Annotated in this window: 15 protein-coding genes; 9 read left to right on the top strand and 6 right to left on the bottom strand. The window is 70.6% G+C overall.

Annotation, left to right across the window (positions count from 1 at the left end; all coding sequences use genetic code 11):
* Positions 1-19: 19 nt before the first annotated feature.
* The 4 genes from FIF60_RS04540 to FIF60_RS04525 form a co-directional block, all read right to left on the bottom strand.
* The gene (locus FIF60_RS04540; RefSeq protein WP_204251110.1) at positions 20-724 is read right to left on the bottom strand and encodes a glutathione S-transferase family protein; all 705 of its coding nucleotides are present in this window, start codon (positions 722-724) and stop codon (positions 20-22) included.
* Complete coding sequence (locus tag FIF60_RS04535) at positions 721-1,446, bottom strand: glutathione binding-like protein (RefSeq protein ID WP_144184304.1); 726 nt, start codon at positions 1,444-1,446, stop codon at positions 721-723. The genes FIF60_RS04540 and FIF60_RS04535 overlap by 4 nt, the downstream gene beginning before the upstream one ends.
* An 87-nt stretch (positions 1,447-1,533) precedes the next feature.
* A complete protein-coding gene (locus FIF60_RS04530; protein WP_144184302.1) occupies positions 1,534-2,295 on the bottom strand; it encodes a class II aldolase/adducin family protein in 762 nt (253 codons plus the stop codon).
* A 66-nt stretch (positions 2,296-2,361) separates the two neighbouring features.
* Entirely contained in the window at positions 2,362-3,363 is a 1,002-nt protein-coding gene (locus FIF60_RS04525) for a succinylglutamate desuccinylase/aspartoacylase family protein (protein WP_158639060.1), read from the bottom strand.
* Between the two features lie 119 nt (positions 3,364-3,482).
* Here FIF60_RS04525 and FIF60_RS04520 point away from each other — a divergent pair, with 119 nt between their 5' ends.
* The 9 genes from FIF60_RS04520 (at position 3,483) to FIF60_RS04480 (ending at position 13,796) form a co-directional block, all read left to right on the top strand.
* Positions 3,483-5,030 (top strand): ABC transporter substrate-binding protein, encoded by a 1,548-nt coding sequence (locus FIF60_RS04520; RefSeq protein ID WP_144184298.1) that lies wholly within the window; start codon positions 3,483-3,485, stop codon positions 5,028-5,030.
* A gap of 30 nt (positions 5,031-5,060) precedes the next feature.
* Positions 5,061-6,008: an ABC transporter permease gene (locus tag FIF60_RS04515; protein ID WP_144184296.1), complete on the top strand. Its 948-nt coding sequence runs from the start codon at positions 5,061-5,063 to the stop codon at positions 6,006-6,008.
* Positions 5,998-6,876 (top strand): ABC transporter permease, encoded by an 879-nt coding sequence (locus FIF60_RS04510; protein WP_144184294.1) that lies wholly within the window; start codon positions 5,998-6,000, stop codon positions 6,874-6,876. The genes FIF60_RS04515 and FIF60_RS04510 overlap by 11 nt, the downstream gene beginning before the upstream one ends.
* On the top strand, positions 6,873-7,838 hold the full coding sequence (locus FIF60_RS04505; RefSeq protein ID WP_144184292.1) for an ABC transporter ATP-binding protein: 966 nt from the start codon (positions 6,873-6,875) through the stop codon (positions 7,836-7,838). Before FIF60_RS04510 ends, FIF60_RS04505 begins: the two co-directional genes overlap by 4 nt.
* Positions 7,835-8,800, top strand: coding sequence for an ABC transporter ATP-binding protein (locus FIF60_RS04500; protein WP_144184290.1), 966 nt, complete (start codon positions 7,835-7,837; stop codon positions 8,798-8,800). The genes FIF60_RS04505 and FIF60_RS04500 overlap by 4 nt, the downstream gene beginning before the upstream one ends.
* Before the next feature lie 63 nt (positions 8,801-8,863).
* Entirely contained in the window at positions 8,864-9,754 is an 891-nt protein-coding gene (locus FIF60_RS04495; protein ID WP_144184288.1) for a molybdopterin-binding domain-containing protein, read from the top strand.
* A 4-nt stretch (positions 9,755-9,758) separates the two neighbouring features.
* A complete protein-coding gene (locus tag FIF60_RS04490) occupies positions 9,759-11,711 on the top strand; it encodes a molybdopterin biosynthesis protein (protein ID WP_144184286.1) in 1,953 nt (650 codons plus the stop codon).
* On the top strand, positions 11,708-12,973 hold the full coding sequence (locus FIF60_RS04485) for a c-type cytochrome (RefSeq protein WP_144184284.1): 1,266 nt from the start codon (positions 11,708-11,710) through the stop codon (positions 12,971-12,973). Before FIF60_RS04490 ends, FIF60_RS04485 begins: the two co-directional genes overlap by 4 nt.
* Positions 12,974-13,172: 199 nt before the next feature.
* Positions 13,173-13,796 (top strand): hypothetical protein, encoded by a 624-nt coding sequence (locus tag FIF60_RS04480; protein ID WP_144184282.1) that lies wholly within the window; start codon positions 13,173-13,175, stop codon positions 13,794-13,796.
* A gap of 105 nt (positions 13,797-13,901) precedes the next feature.
* Here FIF60_RS04480 and FIF60_RS04475 read toward each other — a convergent pair whose 3' ends face one another.
* Together FIF60_RS04475 and FIF60_RS04470 are read right to left on the bottom strand one after the other, a co-directional pair.
* Positions 13,902-14,366 (bottom strand): GNAT family N-acetyltransferase, encoded by a 465-nt coding sequence (locus FIF60_RS04475; RefSeq protein ID WP_144184280.1) that lies wholly within the window; start codon positions 14,364-14,366, stop codon positions 13,902-13,904.
* 2 nt (positions 14,367-14,368) lie between these two features.
* Positions 14,369-16,429, bottom strand: a complete 2,061-nt coding sequence (locus FIF60_RS04470; RefSeq protein WP_144184279.1) for a 4Fe-4S dicluster domain-containing protein — start codon at positions 16,427-16,429, stop codon at positions 14,369-14,371.
* Positions 16,430-16,457 lie beyond the last annotated feature (28 nt).

Here is a 16,457-nt window from a genome sequence, read left to right as displayed (position 1 = left end):
GCGGCCGCGAGCGGCACTGCTATCGCCCGCTCATTCCCGCCGCCTCCAGCGCCTTCGGCCCTTCCGCGTCGAACAGCGCATCGACGCGTGCGAGCCAGGCGCGAAGCGGATCGTCCTCGGCGAGGGTGAGCCTGCCGCTCGTCATCCGCGCCCACATGAAGGTGCCGTAGAGCGCGTAGTCCGCGAAGCCCGGCTCCGCGCCGCCCATGAAGTCCTGGGCCGCGGCGAGCCGCCGTACGGGCTCGAGCAGGGTGCGGATGTTCGCGAGCTCGGCGTCCGGGTCCGGGCACACCTGTTCCAGTGCGACGCCGAAACGCTTCTCCCGGCTCTGCCGGAAGTAGTCCCTGTCGGTCTCGGCGAGGCAGGCGAAGATGTCGGTCAGGATCAGCCGCGCGACGGGGAAGGCCAGCGTGCGGTCGACCCAGGCGAGCATGAACCGGCCGAGCGCGCGGCCCTGCGGGCTGCCGAACAGGCTTGGGCGGTCGGGGTAATGGTCCTCGAGATACTCGGCGATGGCGAAGCTCTCGCGCACCCATTTCCCGCCATCGATGATCACGGGGACCGTCGCACCGCCGGAGGGCGCGATCGCCTCCTTCTCCATGAAGCGCCAGGGCCTTCCCTCGAAGGCGAGACCCTTGTGGCGGAGCGCCATCCGCACGCGCCACACGGCCGGGCTGAACCGGCGCGCATCCTCCGCGCCGGCCAGCTCGAAGAGCGTGATCACGCCTTGGCCGTGTGCGCGCCCGAGGCGATGGAAGCGGAGGTCTGGCCGAACAGGATGCGGCGCTGTTCCTCGTCCATTACCGGTGCCTGCTCGGGGCGGTACTTCGGGCCGAGCGCATAGGCGCGCTGCGTGGCCGGCCGCGCGCCGATGCGGTCGAGCCAGGCCTTCACGTTCGGGAAGGCGGCGATGTCGACCCCCTGGCGCTCATGCGTCACCGCCCAGGGGTAGCTCGCCATGTCGGCGATCGAGTACGCGCCGGCGAGGAACTCGCGGCCCGACAGGCGCTTGTCGAGCACGCCGAACAGCCTGTCGGCCTCCTTGCCGTAGCGGTCCATCGCATAGGGGATCTTCTCCGGGGCGTAGGCGCGGAAATGGTTGTTCTGCCCGAGCATCGGCCCGAGACCGCCCATCTGCCAGAACAGCCACTCGAGGGCCGCGACGCGGCCGCGGCTGTCCTTCGGAATGAACTGCCCGGTCTTCTCTCCGAGGTAGAGCAGGATCGCGCCGCTCTCGAACACGCTGATGGGCGCGCCGCCATCGGCTGGCTTGTGGTCGACGATCGCGGGCATGCGGTTGTTGGGGGCGATGGCGAGGAAGTCGGGCTTGAACTGCTCGCCCTTGCCGATGTTCACCGGCTTGATGTCGTAGGCGAGGCCGGCTTCCTCGAGGAACATCGTGATCTTGTGGCCGTTCGGCGTCGGCCAGTAATACAGGTCGATCATCGGGGCAGGTCCTTGGCGGTGGAAACGTCACCGGGAATGTTGGCGCTTCCCGGCGACGCTGCAACCTCCCCCCGCCGGCCGTACCTGTCAGGTCTTGTAGTCGGGCTCCTCCCGATCGAGGATGCGGCGCCAAGCGTCGAGATGCATCCGTGCATCGACACGATCGCCCCAGGGCCCTGTATAGCCACGGCGATACTTCTGCGGCAGCTCGCGCATCGGCAGGCCTGTCGAAAGCGCGGTCACCTGGTACATCGCGGTGCGCTCGGCGATGAAGAGCTCGTCGAACGCCTCGTGCACGGTGGCCCCGACGACCGACACGCCATGCCCACCCATCACCATGATCGTCTTGTCGCCGAGCATGCTGGCGATGCGGTCCCCCTCCTCGTTGTCGTGCACCGGCTCGTAGCCCTGCGTGTCGTAGACGATCCGGTCGTTCAGCAGCAGGTTGTTGTGATGCGCGAGCCTGAACTCGCCGCCGTCGAGCATCGAGAGCGCGGTGAGGTATTGCGGGTGCACGTGCATGACCACGACCGCCTTCGGGTTGGCGAGGTGGATGCGCGCATGGATGTGGAAGGCCACCTTGCGCAGCTCGCCCGTGCCGCGCAGCACCTTGCCGTCGAGGTCGCACACGATCAGGTCGGACGCCTTGAGCTCCTGGAACAGGTAGCCGCGCGGGTTGATCACGAAGAGCGGGTCATCGCCCGGGATCATCGCGCTGTTGTGGTTGCCGATCTGCTCGTTCCAGCCGAGCCTCGCGGAGACGCGGAACACCGCCGCCATGTCGCAGCGGAGTTCCCACTCGGCCTCTTCGGCCTTCGAGTTCGAGAGCGATTTCACCACGGCTGTCATAGCGTCTGCCTCCGTTTCCTTCCTCACCGATTCTGGCCTCAGCGATTCTGGCCTCAGCGATGTGGCTCAGAGATCGCGCGCGACGACGGCGACGGGGTCGCCCGCACGGCACCGTCCCGGCCCGCGTGTGCACCAGAGAAGCCCGCCCGCGGCATAGGAGAGCTCGAGCGCGGGCGCGAGCGGCGCCTCGATCCGGTGCAGCCTGCCAGCGATCGCGCCTTCCGCCACGGTCGCCCCGAGCCCGTCGGCGGCTTCCCAGATGCCGTCATGCGGCGCGAACACGTAGTGGCGCATGTCCGGAACCGTCATCCGCCGGCTGCCTTCGCCTTCGGGCGCACCGTCGAGCATGCCGAGATGCTTCATCACGTTGCGCACGCCGCGCTCGGTGATGGCGAGGCCGCGTGGGTTCAGCCGCCCGATGCCGCCGAGCTCGGAGGAGAGGGCGACGACGCCCCGCCGCTCCGCCGCAGCAAGCAGCGTCGGGCCCGCGTTCACCTCCTCGAGAACGAGCGTGATCGGCGCGCCGAACGCATCGGCCATCGCCAGCGTCTTGGCCATGTAGCCTTCGTCCGGCAGGACGTGGCCGACTGCGGAGGGAACGATGTCCATCCCCGTGCCGCCGCTGTGCAGGTCCATCTGCGCGTCGCAGAGCGGCAGCAGGTGCGAATCGATGTAGTGGGCGAGGACGTCCGCGAAGCTTCCGCGCGGGTTGCCGGGGAAGCAGCGGTTGAAGTCCTTTCCGTCGAGCGGGCTTTTCCGTGTTCCGGCGAGTGCCGCGGGAAAATGCATCGCGGGCAGGATGATCACGCGGCCGGAGAGCGCGGCGGGGTCCAGTGCCTGGGCAAGCCGCAGAAGCGTGACCTGGCCCTCGTACTCGTCGCCATGGTTGCCGGCGGTGAGAAGGAGCGTGGGCCCCTCGCCGTTGGCAACCACGACGACGGGAATGCCGATCGTGCCCCAGCCGCTGTCGTCGCGCGAGTAGGGAACGCGCAGGTGGCCCGCCTGCTTGCCTTGCGCCCAGAGGTCGATCTCGGCGCGCACGGGCGAGGCTTCCGCCGGATGCTCCATCAGGCTCCTCGTCTCGACGGCGTGACTGTCGCGCCTCCGGAGCCGTTTGCCAAGATGCCTGCATCGCGCCATCATTGCTTCGAGGGATCGTTCCGAGGCAACCGTTGGGGAGACGGGCAATGATCACGCGCAGGACGCTTGGCAAGGGTACGGCGGCGGGGCTGGCCGCGGCGACGATCGGCGCGCCGGCGATCGCCCAGCGCCGCGGCGGGGAGGTGGTGATCGCGCAGCAGGCGCAGCCGCCGAGCCTCGATGCCGCGACGACGACGGCGCAGGCAAGCCGCAACATCAACCTGCACATCTACGAGACGCTGTTCGCGCGCGACGAGGTCGGCAACCCGATGCCCGACCTCGCCGAAGGCGTGACCATCTCGTCGGACGGGCTGACCTACACCTTCCCGCTTCGCCGTGGTGTGAAATTCCACAACGGCAAGGTGATGAACTCGGCCGACGTGAAGGCCTCGCTCGAGCGTTACGGGAAGGTAGGCGGCTCGGCCTTCATCATGCGGCCGGTGGATACGATCGAGACGCCCGATGCCAACACCGTCGTCGTGAAGCTGAAGGAGCCGTATCCCGGCTTCATCGCCGGCATCTCGAGCCCGCGCGCGCCCTGCGCCATAATCCCGGCCGAGGAGGCCGGGAAGGAGGCAGGCAAGATCGAGATCATCGGTACGGGGCCGTTCCGGTTCGTGGAGTACCGTCCCGACAGCCACGTGAAGCTCGCCCGCTTCGATGACTACGTGCAGAACACGAACTTCCGCGAGCGTGACGGGTTCGGCGGCAAGAAGACGGCGCATTTCGACGGCGTCACCATCCGCTTCATGCCCGAGGCCGGCGCGCGCACGGCGGGACTGCAGACGGGCGAGCTGCACGTTCTCGAGGCGCTCGCCGTGCCCGCCGCGCAGCGTCTGAAGGACGACCGCAACGTCCGCGCCTACGAGATGATGCCGTGGGCGTTCCAGACGCTGATGATGAACCATGCGCAGGGACCGACCAGCAACCTCGCCTTCCGCCGCGCCGTACAGGCCGCGCTCGACATGGAGGAGATCATGGCGATCTCCACCGACGGGCTCTATCGCCTGACCCATGGCTGGCAGCATCCCGGTACGACCTATTTCGCAGGCGATGTCGGTAAGGAGCTCTACAACCTCAAGGACCAGAACCGTGCCCGCGCGCTCCTGCGCGAGAGCGGCTACCGCAATGAGGAGGTGATCGTCCTCTGCGACAGCTCCTTCTCCAACCACAAGGCAACGGGCGAGGTCGCCGCCGAGCAGCTGAAGGCAATCGGCGTCAACGTGAAGCTCGTCGTTGTCGACTGGCCAACGGCCTTCAACCAGCGCACGCGCCGCGAGGGCTGGCATCTCTGGACGCTGATGCTCGGCATCGAGCCCTATGAGGGGCCCTACGGCGTCGTCGGCTTCTTCTCCGGCCACGCGCCGGTGCAGCACGAGCGCGACCCGGGCATCGAGGCGGCGCAGACGAAGCTGACGACGAGCCTCGCCGAGGCTGACCGCAAGCAGGCCGTCGCCGACTTCCAGAGGCGGATGTACGACCAGGCGATCTCGATCAAGTGCGGCGATGTCGGCATCGTGCAGGCAACGCGGGCGAATGTCGTGAACTACAAGCCCTACCGCATTCCGCGCATGTGGGATTGCTGGTTCTCCTGAGGGTACGGGCGGAGAGGGTCTGCACGAACGGTGCTTCGCTACACGCTCGGGCGGCTCCTCTCCGCCATTCCCGTCCTTCTCGTCGTCTCGCTCGTTTCCTTCGCGATCATCGCCCTCGTTCCGGGCGACATGGCGAGCGAGATGGCGGGGCCTTCCGCGACGGCGGAGGAGCTGCAGCGGCTTCGCGTCCAGCTCGGCCTCGACAAGCCGATCCTGCAGCGCATGGTGGAGTGGTATGGCGCGCTGCTCCGCGGTGATCTCGGCGAGAGCGTGCTGCTCCGGCGAAGCGTGACGGACGCGATCCTCGAGCGGCTTCCCGTCACGCTGGGGCTCACCTTCCTCGCGCTCGTCTTCGCCATCGTCCTCGGCGTTCTCGCGGGCATGGTCGCTGCCGTGCGCCCGAACAGCTGGACCGACCAGGGCGTGATGGCGCTCGCCCTCGTCGGGCTGTCGCTGCCGGATTTCTGGCTCGGCCTCGTCTTCATCTGGGGCTTCGCCGTCCAGCTCGGCTGGCTGCCGACGGGTGGCTACGTGCCGTTCGGCGAGGACCCGCTCGGCTGGCTCCGCTCGATGGCGATGCCTGCGGGAGCGCTGGCCCTGACGCAGATGGGCCTGCTCGCGCGCATGACACGCGCCTCGATGCTCGACGTTTTGCGGCAGGACTATGTGCGCACCGCCCGTGCGAAGGGCCTGCCCGGATGGGTTGTCGTGTTCCGCCACGCGGGCGCGAACGTGCTCGTGCCGGTCATCACCGTGGCCGGCGTCTCCGTCGGCATCCTGCTCGGCGGCGCGGTGGTGATCGAGCAGGTGTTCAGCCTTCCCGGCGTGGGGCGGCTGATCATCGGCGCGATCCAGCGGCGCGACTATCCGGTGATCCAGGGTGGGCTCCTGCTCACCGCGACGATCTTCGTTCTCGTCAACCTCGCGGTGGACCTGCTCTACGCGGCGGTCGACCCGCGCGTGCGCTATGGCCGCTGAAGCGGTGGCAGGCGAGGCGGCCGCGCCGCGCCGCGCGGGCGTCGTGGTGCGCGCGCTCGGCCATCGCGGCGTGCTGATCGGTCTCGCGCTCTTCGGAGCGGTGGTGCTCATTGCCCTGTTCGCCGACTGGATCGCCCCGCATGATCCGGTACGGAACAATTTCCGCTACCGCCTCGGTGCGCCGAACGACATCCACTGGCTCGGCACGGACCGGTTCGGCCGCGACATCCTGAGCCGCATCATCCACGGCACGCGCGTCTCCCTCCGCATCGGGCTGATGGTCGTGGTTACCACCGGCGTGCTCGGCGCGCTGCTCGGCGCGATGGCGGGATACTTCCGCGCGCTCGACGGGCCGATCATGCGGGTGATGGACGGGCTGATGGCGTTTCCCGGGATCCTGCTCGCCGTCTCGCTCGCCGCCGCGCTTGGCCCGTCGGAGACCAACGCCGCTATCGCGCTGACCGTCGCCTACACGCCGCGCACCGCGCGCATCGTGCGCGCCTCGGTTCTGGTGGTGCGCGAGATGGAGTATGTCGAGGCGGCGCGCGCGCTCGGCGCGGGGCATGCGCATATCCTGTTCCGCCACATCCTGCCCAACTCTCTCACGCCGCTCGTGGTGCAGAGCACCTACATCTTCGCCCTTTCCATCCTCGCCGAGGCGGTGCTCAGCTTCATCGGCGTCGGCCCGCCGCCGCCCACGCCCTCGCTCGGCAGCGTCATCGCCGACGGGCGCGACTACATGCTCGAGGCGCCGTGGATCAGCCTGTTCCCCGGGCTGGCCATCGCCGTCACCGTGCTGGGGCTGAACCTGCTCGGCGATGGGTTGCGCGACGTGCTCGATCCAAGGATGAAGGTCGAGATGCGGTGAGTGCGCTGCTCGAGGTCGAGGGGCTGACCGTTCGGTTCGGCCCCTTCGCTGTGGTGGAGGACCTCGCCTTCTCGGTCGCGCCCGGGGAGGTCCTCGCCGTCGTCGGCGAGAGCGGCTCTGGCAAGAGCATGACGGCGCTCGCGCTGATGCGGCTCATTCCGCCTCCAGGGAAGGTGACGGGCCGCGTCACCTTCGACGGGCAGGACCTGCTGTCGCTCCCGGAACGCCAGATGCGCGCGATCCGCGGCGGCTCGATGGCGATGGTGTTCCAGGAACCGATGACGAGCCTGAACCCGGTGTTCACCGTGGGCTCGCAGATCGCCGAGGCGCTTTCCTGGCATCGCGGCCTCTCCGGCTCGGCAGCGAAGGCCGAGGCGGTGCGGCTTCTCTCGCTCGTCGAGATCCCGAACCCCGCCGCGCGCGTCTCGGAGTATCCGCACCAGCTCTCGGGCGGCATGCGCCAGCGGGTGATGATCGCGATGGCGCTCGCCTGCAACCCGCGCCTGCTGATCGCCGACGAGCCGACCACGGCGCTCGATGCCACCGTGCAGGCGCAGATCCTCGACCTGCTGCGCCGGCTTCGCGCCGAGCTCGGCATGGCTGTCATCCTGATCACCCACGATCTCGGCGTGGTGAGCGATTTCGCCGATCGGGTCGCGGTGATGTACGCCGCCCGCGTCGTCGAGACCGCGCCGGCCGCGATGCTGTTCGCGGACCCCGCGCACCCGTACACGGAGGGACTGCTCGCCTCGCTTCCGCGGATGGGCGGCGACATCGAGCGGCTGCACGCTATCCCTGGCCAGGTGCCGCCGCCCTTCGCCCTGCCGCGCGGCTGCCGCTTCGCGCCGCGCTGCGAATACGCCAAGGCACCGTGCGAGCAGGCGCTGCCGCCGCTCATCCCACTCGGGCCGGCGCGTGCGGCGGCCTGCATCCGCCACACCGGCTACGAGCTCGTGCCGTGAGCGGCACGATTCTCGAGATCCGTGGCCTCGTGAAGCATTTCCGGGCCCGCGCGCGCTTCCTCGGCCCGGAAGGCCGGCCCGTGCGCGCGGTCGACGGCATAGACCTCGACGTTCCCGCCGGCGGCACGCTCGGCCTCGTCGGCGAATCGGGCTGCGGAAAGAGCACCACGGGCCGCCTCGCGCTCCGCCTCATCGAGGCGGATGCGGGAACGATCCGCTTCGAGGGCGAGGACATCCGCGAGGCGAGCCCCGCGCGGCTCCGGGCGCTCCGCCGGCGGATGCAGATCGTGTTCCAGGACCCGTTCGCCTCGCTCGATCCGCGCATGACGGTTGCGGAGATCCTCGCCGAGCCGTTCGTCGTGCACCGCATCGGCGACGCGCCCGAGCGCGCCAAGGCGGTGCGCCGCCTGCTCGACCAGGTCGGGCTGGCCGCGCACCATGCCGGGCGCCACCCGCACGAATTCTCCGGCGGGCAGCGCCAGCGCATCGGCATCGCCCGCGCGCTCGCGCTCGACCCCGCGCTGATCGTCGCGGATGAGGCCGTGTCCGCCCTCGATGTCTCGATCCAGGCGCAGATCCTGAACCTGATGCGCGACATCCAGCGCGCGCGCGGCCTCGCCTTCCTCTTCATCAGCCACAACCTCGCCGTGGTGCGCCACATGGCCGACAGGGTGGCGGTGATGTATCTTGGAAAGGTGGTCGAGGAGGCGCCGCGCCAGGTGCTGTTCGACGCGCCGCTGCACCCCTACACCCGAGCGCTCCTCTCCGCCGTGCCCGACCCCGGAGGAGAGAGGCGCGAGCGGATCGTGCTCACCGGCGAGATCCCCCGCCCCGACGATCCTCCCTCCGGCTGCCGGTTCCGCACCCGCTGCCCGCTCGCCGATGCCCATTGCGCGGCGGAGGAGCCGCCCTTGCGGCCGCGTGCCGAGGGGCACAGGGTGGCCTGCCACAAGGTTCCCTGATCGAGCGGGCCTGATTCGTCGGCGGGGTTTTCCCCGGGGCATCCTGGCCCCACATTCCCGACCATGTCGGTTCTCTCCCGCAGGCCAGCACTCTCCCCGCTCGCCGAGGCGCGCTCGTGGGTCGCGTCGCAGGCGCGAGAGGCGTCGGCGCCCGCTTCGACGGCAGAGCCGCTTGCCGAGGATCTCCGCGTCGCCGACCCCGTGCCGGCGGTGATGACCGCCCGCCGCGCAGGCTGGGCCGTGCCCGCGGAAGCGACGCTGGGGGCGAGTCCCTACGGGCCGGTGCCGCTCGCCGGCCTGCGGCGCATCCTCGCGGGAGAGGCGCTTCCCGAAGGCGCCGATGCCGTCATCCCGCCTGATGCAGCCTCGGATGCCGGCCGCTGGTTCGAGGTGACGGCCACCGCCGCGCCGGGTGAGGGGGTGGTTCAGCCAGGCGCGCACCTGCCTGCGGGCCAGGTCCTGGCCCGGGCCGGTGAGCGGCCCCCGCTTCTCACCCGGCTGCTGGCCGCAGGCGATGCCGCGGCGATGCGCGCCCTGCTCGCGCCGCTGTCCAGGGTCGTGCTCGGGCCGGTCGCCGATCCGGCCTTCCCGGGCCTCGCCGCGCGGCCGATCGAGGAGACGCTTCTCGGGTTCGACGAGGCGCGACGCCCTGCGGCGATGCTGCCCGATGACCCGGCCGCATGCCTGCTCGCCTGGTGCGCGCTTCTCGCGCCCTCGGGCGAGCGTGCCGAGGCGACGCTGGCGCGGAAGATGCCGTCCCAGCCAGGGCTTGCGGATCTCGTGCTGGTTCGCCTCGAGGAGGGGCGCGCCATTCCGCTCACCGCCGCCGACCAGCCTTCGCTCGCTGCTTTCGCGCGCGCTACCGGCTGGGTCGAGATCCCGCCGGAGAGCGAGGGGCACCCCGACGGTGTCGGAGTGACCGTGCATCTCTTCCCCCCGTTCCTGGTTGCCTGAACCCATGCCGCCCTTCGACGCGATGGCGGTAGTCCGCGCCGCGGCACGGCAGGAACAGTTCCTCGAGGTGGTGGCGGAGCCCGAGGCGCGCGCCCGCTTCGCCGCAGCCTTCACCCCACGGCCGCTCGGCGCCGAGACCAGCCCTCTCGGCGCCGCCTTGGGACGCGTGCTCGCCGAGGATGTCGTCTCCGGCGTCGATGTTCCGGGCTTCGACCGGAGCGGGGTGGACGGGTTCGCGCTTCGCGCGGCCGACACGCTTGGCGCGAGCGAGGAGGCGCCTGTCAGGCTTCGCCTCAACCCGGAGGTTCTCGCCTGCGGGCACGCGCCGGCCCTCGCCGTCGAGCCTGGCACCGCGACGGTGATTGCCACGGGCGGAATGGTGCCGCGCGGCGCCGACACGGTGGTGATGGTCGAGCACACCGAGACGGAGGAGGGCGAGGCGGGGCCGGTCGTGCTCATCCGCCGCGCCGTCGCGCCCGGTGCCGCGATCGCCGGCGCGGGGAGCGACATCGCGCGCGGCGAGACGCTGCTTCGCCGCGGCACGGTGCTGTCGTCGCGCTCCATCGGCATGCTCGCAGCGATCGGGCTGGCCGAGGTTCCGGTGCTGCGCCGCCCGCGCGTCGCGGTGCTGTCGACGGGCGACGAGCTGGTCCCGCCCGGTTCGCCGCAGCGCCCGGCCGGCGTGTTCGACAGCAACGGCGCGATCGTTGCCGCCTCCGTCGCCGAGGTAGGGGGCGAGGCGGTGCCGTTCGGCATCATCCCCGACGACGAGGGGATGCTCGCCGCGGCCATCGCGCGCGCGGCCGACGAGACCGATCTCGTCGTGCTCTCGGGCGGCACCTCGAAGGGCGCGGGAGACGTATCGCACCGGGTCCTCTCCTCGCTCGGCCGCGTCGTCGTGCACGGCGTCGCGCTGAAGCCCGGCAAGCCGCTCTGCCTCGGCTTCGTCGGCGACACGCCGGTCGCGGTGCTTCCCGGCTTCCCGACAAGCGCAGTGTTCACGTTTCACGCCTTTGTCGCGCCGCTGGTCCGTGCGATGGCGGGGCTCCCGGAGTACGCGGCGGAAACCGTCGAGGCGCGGCTCGCCGTGCGCACGCCGTCCGAGATCGGCCGCACGGAGTACGCTATGGTGTCGCTTGTCGAGGACGAGGCGGGCCTCGCCGCCTATCCTCTCGCGAAGGGCTCCGGCTCCGTCACCGCCTTCTCGATGGCTGACGGGTTCGTCGCGATCGATGCGCTTGCGGATGGGATCGACGCCGGAACGCCTGTTTCCGTCACGCTGATCGGCGCGCGCATGCGGCCGGCCGATCTCGTGGTGATGGGCAGCCATTGCGTCGGGCTCGACCGCGTAGTCGGGCTTCTCGCCGAACGCGGCACCACGGCGAAGCTTCTCGCCATCGGCTCGCTCGGCGGGCTCGCCGCAGCGCGCCGCGGAGAGTGCGACCTTGCGCCCATGCACCTGCTCGACGAGGTGAGCGGTACCTACAACGCACCGCTACTTCCGCCAGGCGTGGGGCTGATCCCGGGCTGGCGGCGCATGCAGGGCATCGTGTTCCGACAGGGCGATGCGCGCTTCGAGGGACGCGACATCCCGGATGCGGTCACCGCGGCGCTGGCCGATCCTGCCTGCGTGATGATCAGCCGCAACCAGGGCTCTGGCACGCGCATCCTGATCGAGCGGCTTCTCGCGGGCGCCCGGCCCGCAGGCGTGCTGAACCAGCCGAAGAGCCACAACGCGGTCGCCGCGGCCGTGGCGCAGGGCAGGGTCGACTGGGGCGTGGCGATCGAGACGGTGGCGCGCGCCTACGGCCTCGGCTTCCTTCCGCTTGCCGAGGAGCATTACGATTTCGCCGTGCCCCATGCGCGGCGCGGGCGCGAGGCGGTGCAGCGCTTCGAGGCGCTTCTGGCGGAGGAGGGAACGGGGGCGATGCTGCGAGAGCTCGGGTTCGCGCGATGAGGTTTCTCGTCCTGCTCGCCGCACTCGTTCTCGCCTCGCCGGCTGTGGCGGAACTTCGCGGCCATGGCGGGCCGGTGAAGGCGGTCGCGGTGTCGCCCGACGGCGCGCAGGTCCTGTCGGGGAGCTTCGACCAGTCCGCCATCCTCTGGTCGCCCGAGCGTGCGGCTGCGCTCGCCGTGCTTCGGGCGCATGACGGCGCGGTGAACGCCGTCGCCTTCCTCCCCGATGGGCGCTTCGCGACCGCGGGCGAGGAAGGGCGCATCGCCCTGTGGCGGCCAGGTGCGGCGCGGCCCGAGCGCGTGTTCGAGGGCCACGAGGCGAAGATCGCCTCGCTCGCCGCCGACCCGCGCGGGCGCTTCCTTGTCTCCGCGGCGTGGGACCGCACGGTGCGGCTCTGGCCAATCGACGGTTCGCCGCCGCGCGTGTTCGAGGGCCACGCCGAGAACGCGGTCAACGCCGTGGGCGTGCTCGCCGATGGCTCGGCCATCGTCTCCGCGGGCTATGACGGCACGCTGCGTCTCTGGCCGCTTGACGGCGCGCAGCCGCGCATCCTTGCCGAGTTCGGCCGGCCGCAGAACACGCTCGCCGTGCTGACGGGCCGCGTGGCGGTTGCGGGGGCGGACGGTGTCGTGCGCCTGGTGCCGCTCGGCGGCGGCGCGGTGATGCAGCTTGCCGGCGGCTCGAGCCCCGTGATCGCGCTCGCGGCGAACGCGGATGGCACGCTTCTCGCGGCGGGCGGCATCCGCGGCTCGGTCGCGTTGTGGTCGCTTCCCGAGGGAAGGCTCGCGCGCACGCTGTCGGGCCCCGGCCTGCCTGTCTGGGCGGCCGCCTTCGCTCCCGATGGAACGCTCTATACGGGCGGGACGGATCGGCGCGTCCGCCGTTGGAACGCAGAGACGGGCGCGCATCTCGGCGCGGTTGCGCCGGAGGCGGAGGACAGGCTCGCCGCGTCCGACCACCCGGGCGCACGCGTGTTCCGCGCCTGCGCTGCCTGCCACACGCTTTCGGGCGACAGCGCCAACCGCGCCGGCCCGACGCTTGCCGGCCTGTTCGGGCGCCGCATCGCGACGGTGCCGGACTACCGCTACTCCGAGCCGCTGAAGGGGATGGACATCGTCTGGACGCGCGAGACGGTGGCGCAGCTGTTCACGCAGGGCCCGGCCGCCTACACGCCAGGGACGCGGATGCCGGAGCAGACGGTGGGCAACCGCGAGGACCTCGACGCGCTGCTGGATTTCCTCGAGGCCGAGACGCGACGCTGACGCACCGGTTGAGTCAGAGCTGGGTGTCTGCCGCCGTTGCGTGCGGCTGTTTGTCGGGAGACTTTACACGGCCTCTCATGGGCGTTCGAAAGTCATCGAACATCAGAGCCTTACGTCTCGGCATGGTGTTTGCTTGTCCCGGGCGTAGTGTTGCGTGGCGCGTCAGCGAGCGCGTGACGTTGCGCAGGGGAGAGCGAATATGCTTCGCCGAATCTTGGCTCCAGCCGTCCTTGCCGGTGTTCTCGCAAGCGGCATCGCCTCTGCGGCGCCCGTCGTCGTCAAGGTCGAGGACATGGGCTTCGTCACGAACGCCAACGTGATCCAGATCGCCCTGCCCGGCTTCGGCAGTTCCGGCCCGGTGACGCTGAACTGGGATCCGCTGAACGACGCAGACAAGCGGCTGCTGAACTGGGTCGGCTCCTATTCGGGCCGCGATGCCGCGTATTGCAGCACGGGCACGGACTGCCAGCTCAACCTCAACGTCGCGGCCGGCAACACCGTCACGCTCGAGAGCTTCTTCCTCGGCGGCTGGCCGGACACGAACCGCACCATCGCCTGGAGCGTGATCGACCTGACCGACAGCAGCGTCGTCGCCTCCGACCCTGGCGCCGCGGTGTCGGGCACGACGGGCCTCGTGGTGAACGTCAACGCCACGTCGAGCACCGGCTTCGCCGTGCTGTTCGGGCCGGACGGGTTCAACGGCGGGATCAACGACATCACCTACAGCTTCAGCAACGGAACGCCGATCCCAACACCTGGCGCGCTGGCCTTGTTTGGCACGGCACTCGTCGGCTTCGGCTTCGTGGTTCGCCGCCGGCGCTGACCAGCCCTCAGGCTACGGCTTCATGGGCCCGCCCTGTCGCGACGACAGGGCGGGTTTTCGTTTCTGCGTGACGCTGCCACTGCGGCGAACCGACCCGTCAAGGTTTCAGCGCAACGAGAGCGTCATGAACGTGCTGTTCGGGTCGGGCCGGTAGCCTTCGAAAGGCTCGCACTCGATGAAGCCGTGCGCGGCGTAGAGGGCGCGGGCGGGGGCGAAGTAGTCGAACGATCCGGTCTCGAGGCTGAGCCGCGCCATGCCCCGCGCTCGTGCCGCCCCGATGATGTGCCGCAGCATCGCCGCGCCGACGCCGCGGCGCCGGGCGGCTTCCGCCGTGTGCATCGACTTCACCTCGCCGTGGTCCGGCGAGATTGCCTTCAGTGCGCCGACACCGAGCAGCGCAGTCCCATCCCAGGCCGACCAGAAGGTGATGGCGGGCGCCTTGAGTCCCGAGAGGTCGAGCGCATGCGCCGAGCCTTTCGGCGTCACCGCGTGGGCACGGGTGAAGTGCGTATGGAGAAGTGCCACGACATCGGGGTGGTCGAGCCCGCCTTCGCTGATGACGAGCGCCATGCTCAATTCAGCTTCTTCGGATCGTCGGGCGCGCCTTCCTCGCGGGCAGCGAGGTAGTCGTCGGTCGTGACGATCCGGGGTCGTTCCGCTGCCGCATAGGGGTCGAGTCGGTTGCCCTCCGTCACGGTGATGGCGCGGCAGTCCGCGCACATGCGGATGAGGTCGAGGTTCGGCGCGGAGCCCTTGTACATCCAGTGCGAGGCGGAAAGCTTCGCTGCCACGCGCTCGATCGTGCTCTTCGTCCCGAATGCCGTGCCGCAGCGGATGCAGCAGAACGGCTCCTCCTCCTTCACAAGGCGCGGCTCCGAGGCGGAGGGGGCAAGGTTGAGCCTCGGCTCGAGCGTGATCACCTTCTCCGGGCAGGTCGCGGCGCAGAGCCCGCATTGCACGCAGGCATCCTCGGTGAAGGTGAGCATCGGCCGGTCGGGGTTGTCGCGCAGCGCGCCCGTGGGGCAGGTGCCGACGCAGGCGAGGCAGAGCGTGCAGCCGGCGGCATCGATGACGAGGTTGCCGAAGGGCGCCTTCTCGGGAAGCGGGATCAGCATCGCCGGAACGGGCGCGGCCTTGCCGAGCTCGCGTAGGCTTGTCTGCGTCACGCCGCGCTTGTCGCCCATCGCGAGGAAGCTGCGCGGCGAGGCGACGCCGTCGCGCTTCGGCAGGGCGGCGAGGGCCCGGCCGAGCGCGCCGGGGTCGTCGGCAGCGATCACGCCGAGGCGGCCTTCGCCGAAGCCGAGACCACGCAGAACCGTGTCGGCGAGCGTCAGCGTGCGGTCGAGGGCCTCGGTATCCTCGCGCGGGCGTGCGGTCATCAGCACCTGAAGCTCGGCCGCGCCATAGGAGAAGGCGGCGGCGACCGTCTCGAGCCCGAGCGCGGTCACCTCGTTGAGCTGGAAGGGCAGAACGCGCGCCGGCAGCCCCTCGCCGTATCGGGCGAGCGCCTCGATCAGCGTCGTGCCGTGCTCGCCCTCATGCACCAGGAGCACCGGCCGCCTGCCGCCTGCCTCGGCATAGGTGAGCAGGAGCGCGCGCAGCCTGCGCAGGAGCGCATCGGGCGGCGGCAGTGCGTAGGTGGCGGCACCGGTGGGGCACACGGCGTGGCAGGAGCCGCAACCGGCGCAGATGTTCGTGTCGATCGCCACATGGTCGCCCGCAGGCGTGATGGCGCCGACGGGGCAGAGGTCGAGGCAGCGCGTGCAGCCCGTGCGGCGGTTGCGCGAATGCGCGCAGAGCCCCTCGGTGAAGGTGATGAAGCGCGGCTTGTCGAACTGGCCGACGAGCTCCGACGCCTTGAGGAGGGCGCGCTGCACGGCGGCCGGGTCGCCCGGGTCCGCGCGCAGGTAGCCGGGGCGCTTGTGGTGCGCGGGAAAGAGCGGCGTGCCGCCGGAGAGGTCGAGGATCACGTCGCAGCGGCTCTTCGCCCCGTCGCGCCCCGGCCCGAAGGCAAGCGCGGCGCGCGAGGACGGGGCGGGGGCGGCATAGTCGTCCACCGTGAGCTCGAAGGCGCCGAGATGGCCCTTGGCCGCGCGGATGGTTCCCTTGAGCACAGGGAACTCGGTGCGGCTCGGCGGCGGCACGTCCCTCGGCTTCGTCAGCAGCACCGTGAGGTTCAGCCGTGCCTCGAGCTGCCGCGCCGCCTCGATTGCCGTCTCGTCGCGGCCGTAGACGAGCGTCACCCCTTCGCTCGTAAAGGGGACGATGGGCACCTCCGGCATGGGCACGGCGGCGGCGGCGAGAAGGGCTGCGATCTTCGGGGTCGCTGCCTTCGCCTCCGCGCTCCAACCTGCCTGCTCGCGGATGTTCACGGCATCGAGCCGGCCCGTGTGCCCGGCATCCTCCGCCCGTTCCGCGAAAAGCGGCGCCTCCTGGGTGCAGGCGACCAGGACGTCGCCCTGGCCGAGGGCGGCGGCGAAGCGCTCGATCTCGGCGCGGCAGAGCTGGCGGGCGGCTTCCACGCGTGCGCCGGGGATGGCGCGCGCGCAGGCCCGGGCGATGCCGGCCTCGTCGAGCGGCATGGTGTCCTCGCAGCTGCACACGAACACGCGCCGCCCAGGCTCGCCCGCCATGCCCCGTATCCCTCGCTCCAGAGGCCCG

This window comes from Elioraea rosea, assembly GCF_007644105.1.
Taxonomy (GTDB): domain Bacteria; phylum Pseudomonadota; class Alphaproteobacteria; order Acetobacterales; family Acetobacteraceae; genus Elioraea_A; species Elioraea_A rosea.
Note: the sequence above shows the minus strand (reverse complement) of the source record. Positions and strands in the feature narration are given on the sequence as shown.

Coding starts and splice junctions, on each gene's coding strand:
- FIF60_RS04535 (WP_144184304.1), bottom strand. CDS start 1,446: ATGATCGACCTGTATTACTGGCCGACGCCGAACGGCCACAAGATCACG.
- FIF60_RS04530 (WP_144184302.1), bottom strand. CDS start 2,295: ATGACAGCCGTGGTGAAATCGCTCTCGAACTCGAAGGCCGAAGAGGCC.
- FIF60_RS04525 (WP_158639060.1), bottom strand. CDS start 3,363: ATGGAGCATCCGGCGGAAGCCTCGCCCGTGCGCGCCGAGATCGACCTC.
- FIF60_RS04520 (WP_144184298.1), top strand. CDS start 3,483: ATGATCACGCGCAGGACGCTTGGCAAGGGTACGGCGGCGGGGCTGGCC.
- FIF60_RS04510 (WP_144184294.1), top strand. CDS start 5,998: ATGGCCGCTGAAGCGGTGGCAGGCGAGGCGGCCGCGCCGCGCCGCGCG.
- FIF60_RS04495 (WP_144184288.1), top strand. CDS start 8,864: ATGTCGGTTCTCTCCCGCAGGCCAGCACTCTCCCCGCTCGCCGAGGCG.
- FIF60_RS04490 (WP_144184286.1), top strand. CDS start 9,759: ATGCCGCCCTTCGACGCGATGGCGGTAGTCCGCGCCGCGGCACGGCAG.
- FIF60_RS04485 (WP_144184284.1), top strand. CDS start 11,708: ATGAGGTTTCTCGTCCTGCTCGCCGCACTCGTTCTCGCCTCGCCGGCT.
- FIF60_RS04480 (WP_144184282.1), top strand. CDS start 13,173: ATGCTTCGCCGAATCTTGGCTCCAGCCGTCCTTGCCGGTGTTCTCGCA.
- FIF60_RS04475 (WP_144184280.1), bottom strand. CDS start 14,366: ATGGCGCTCGTCATCAGCGAAGGCGGGCTCGACCACCCCGATGTCGTG.
- FIF60_RS04470 (WP_144184279.1), bottom strand. CDS start 16,429: ATGGCGGGCGAGCCTGGGCGGCGCGTGTTCGTGTGCAGCTGCGAGGAC.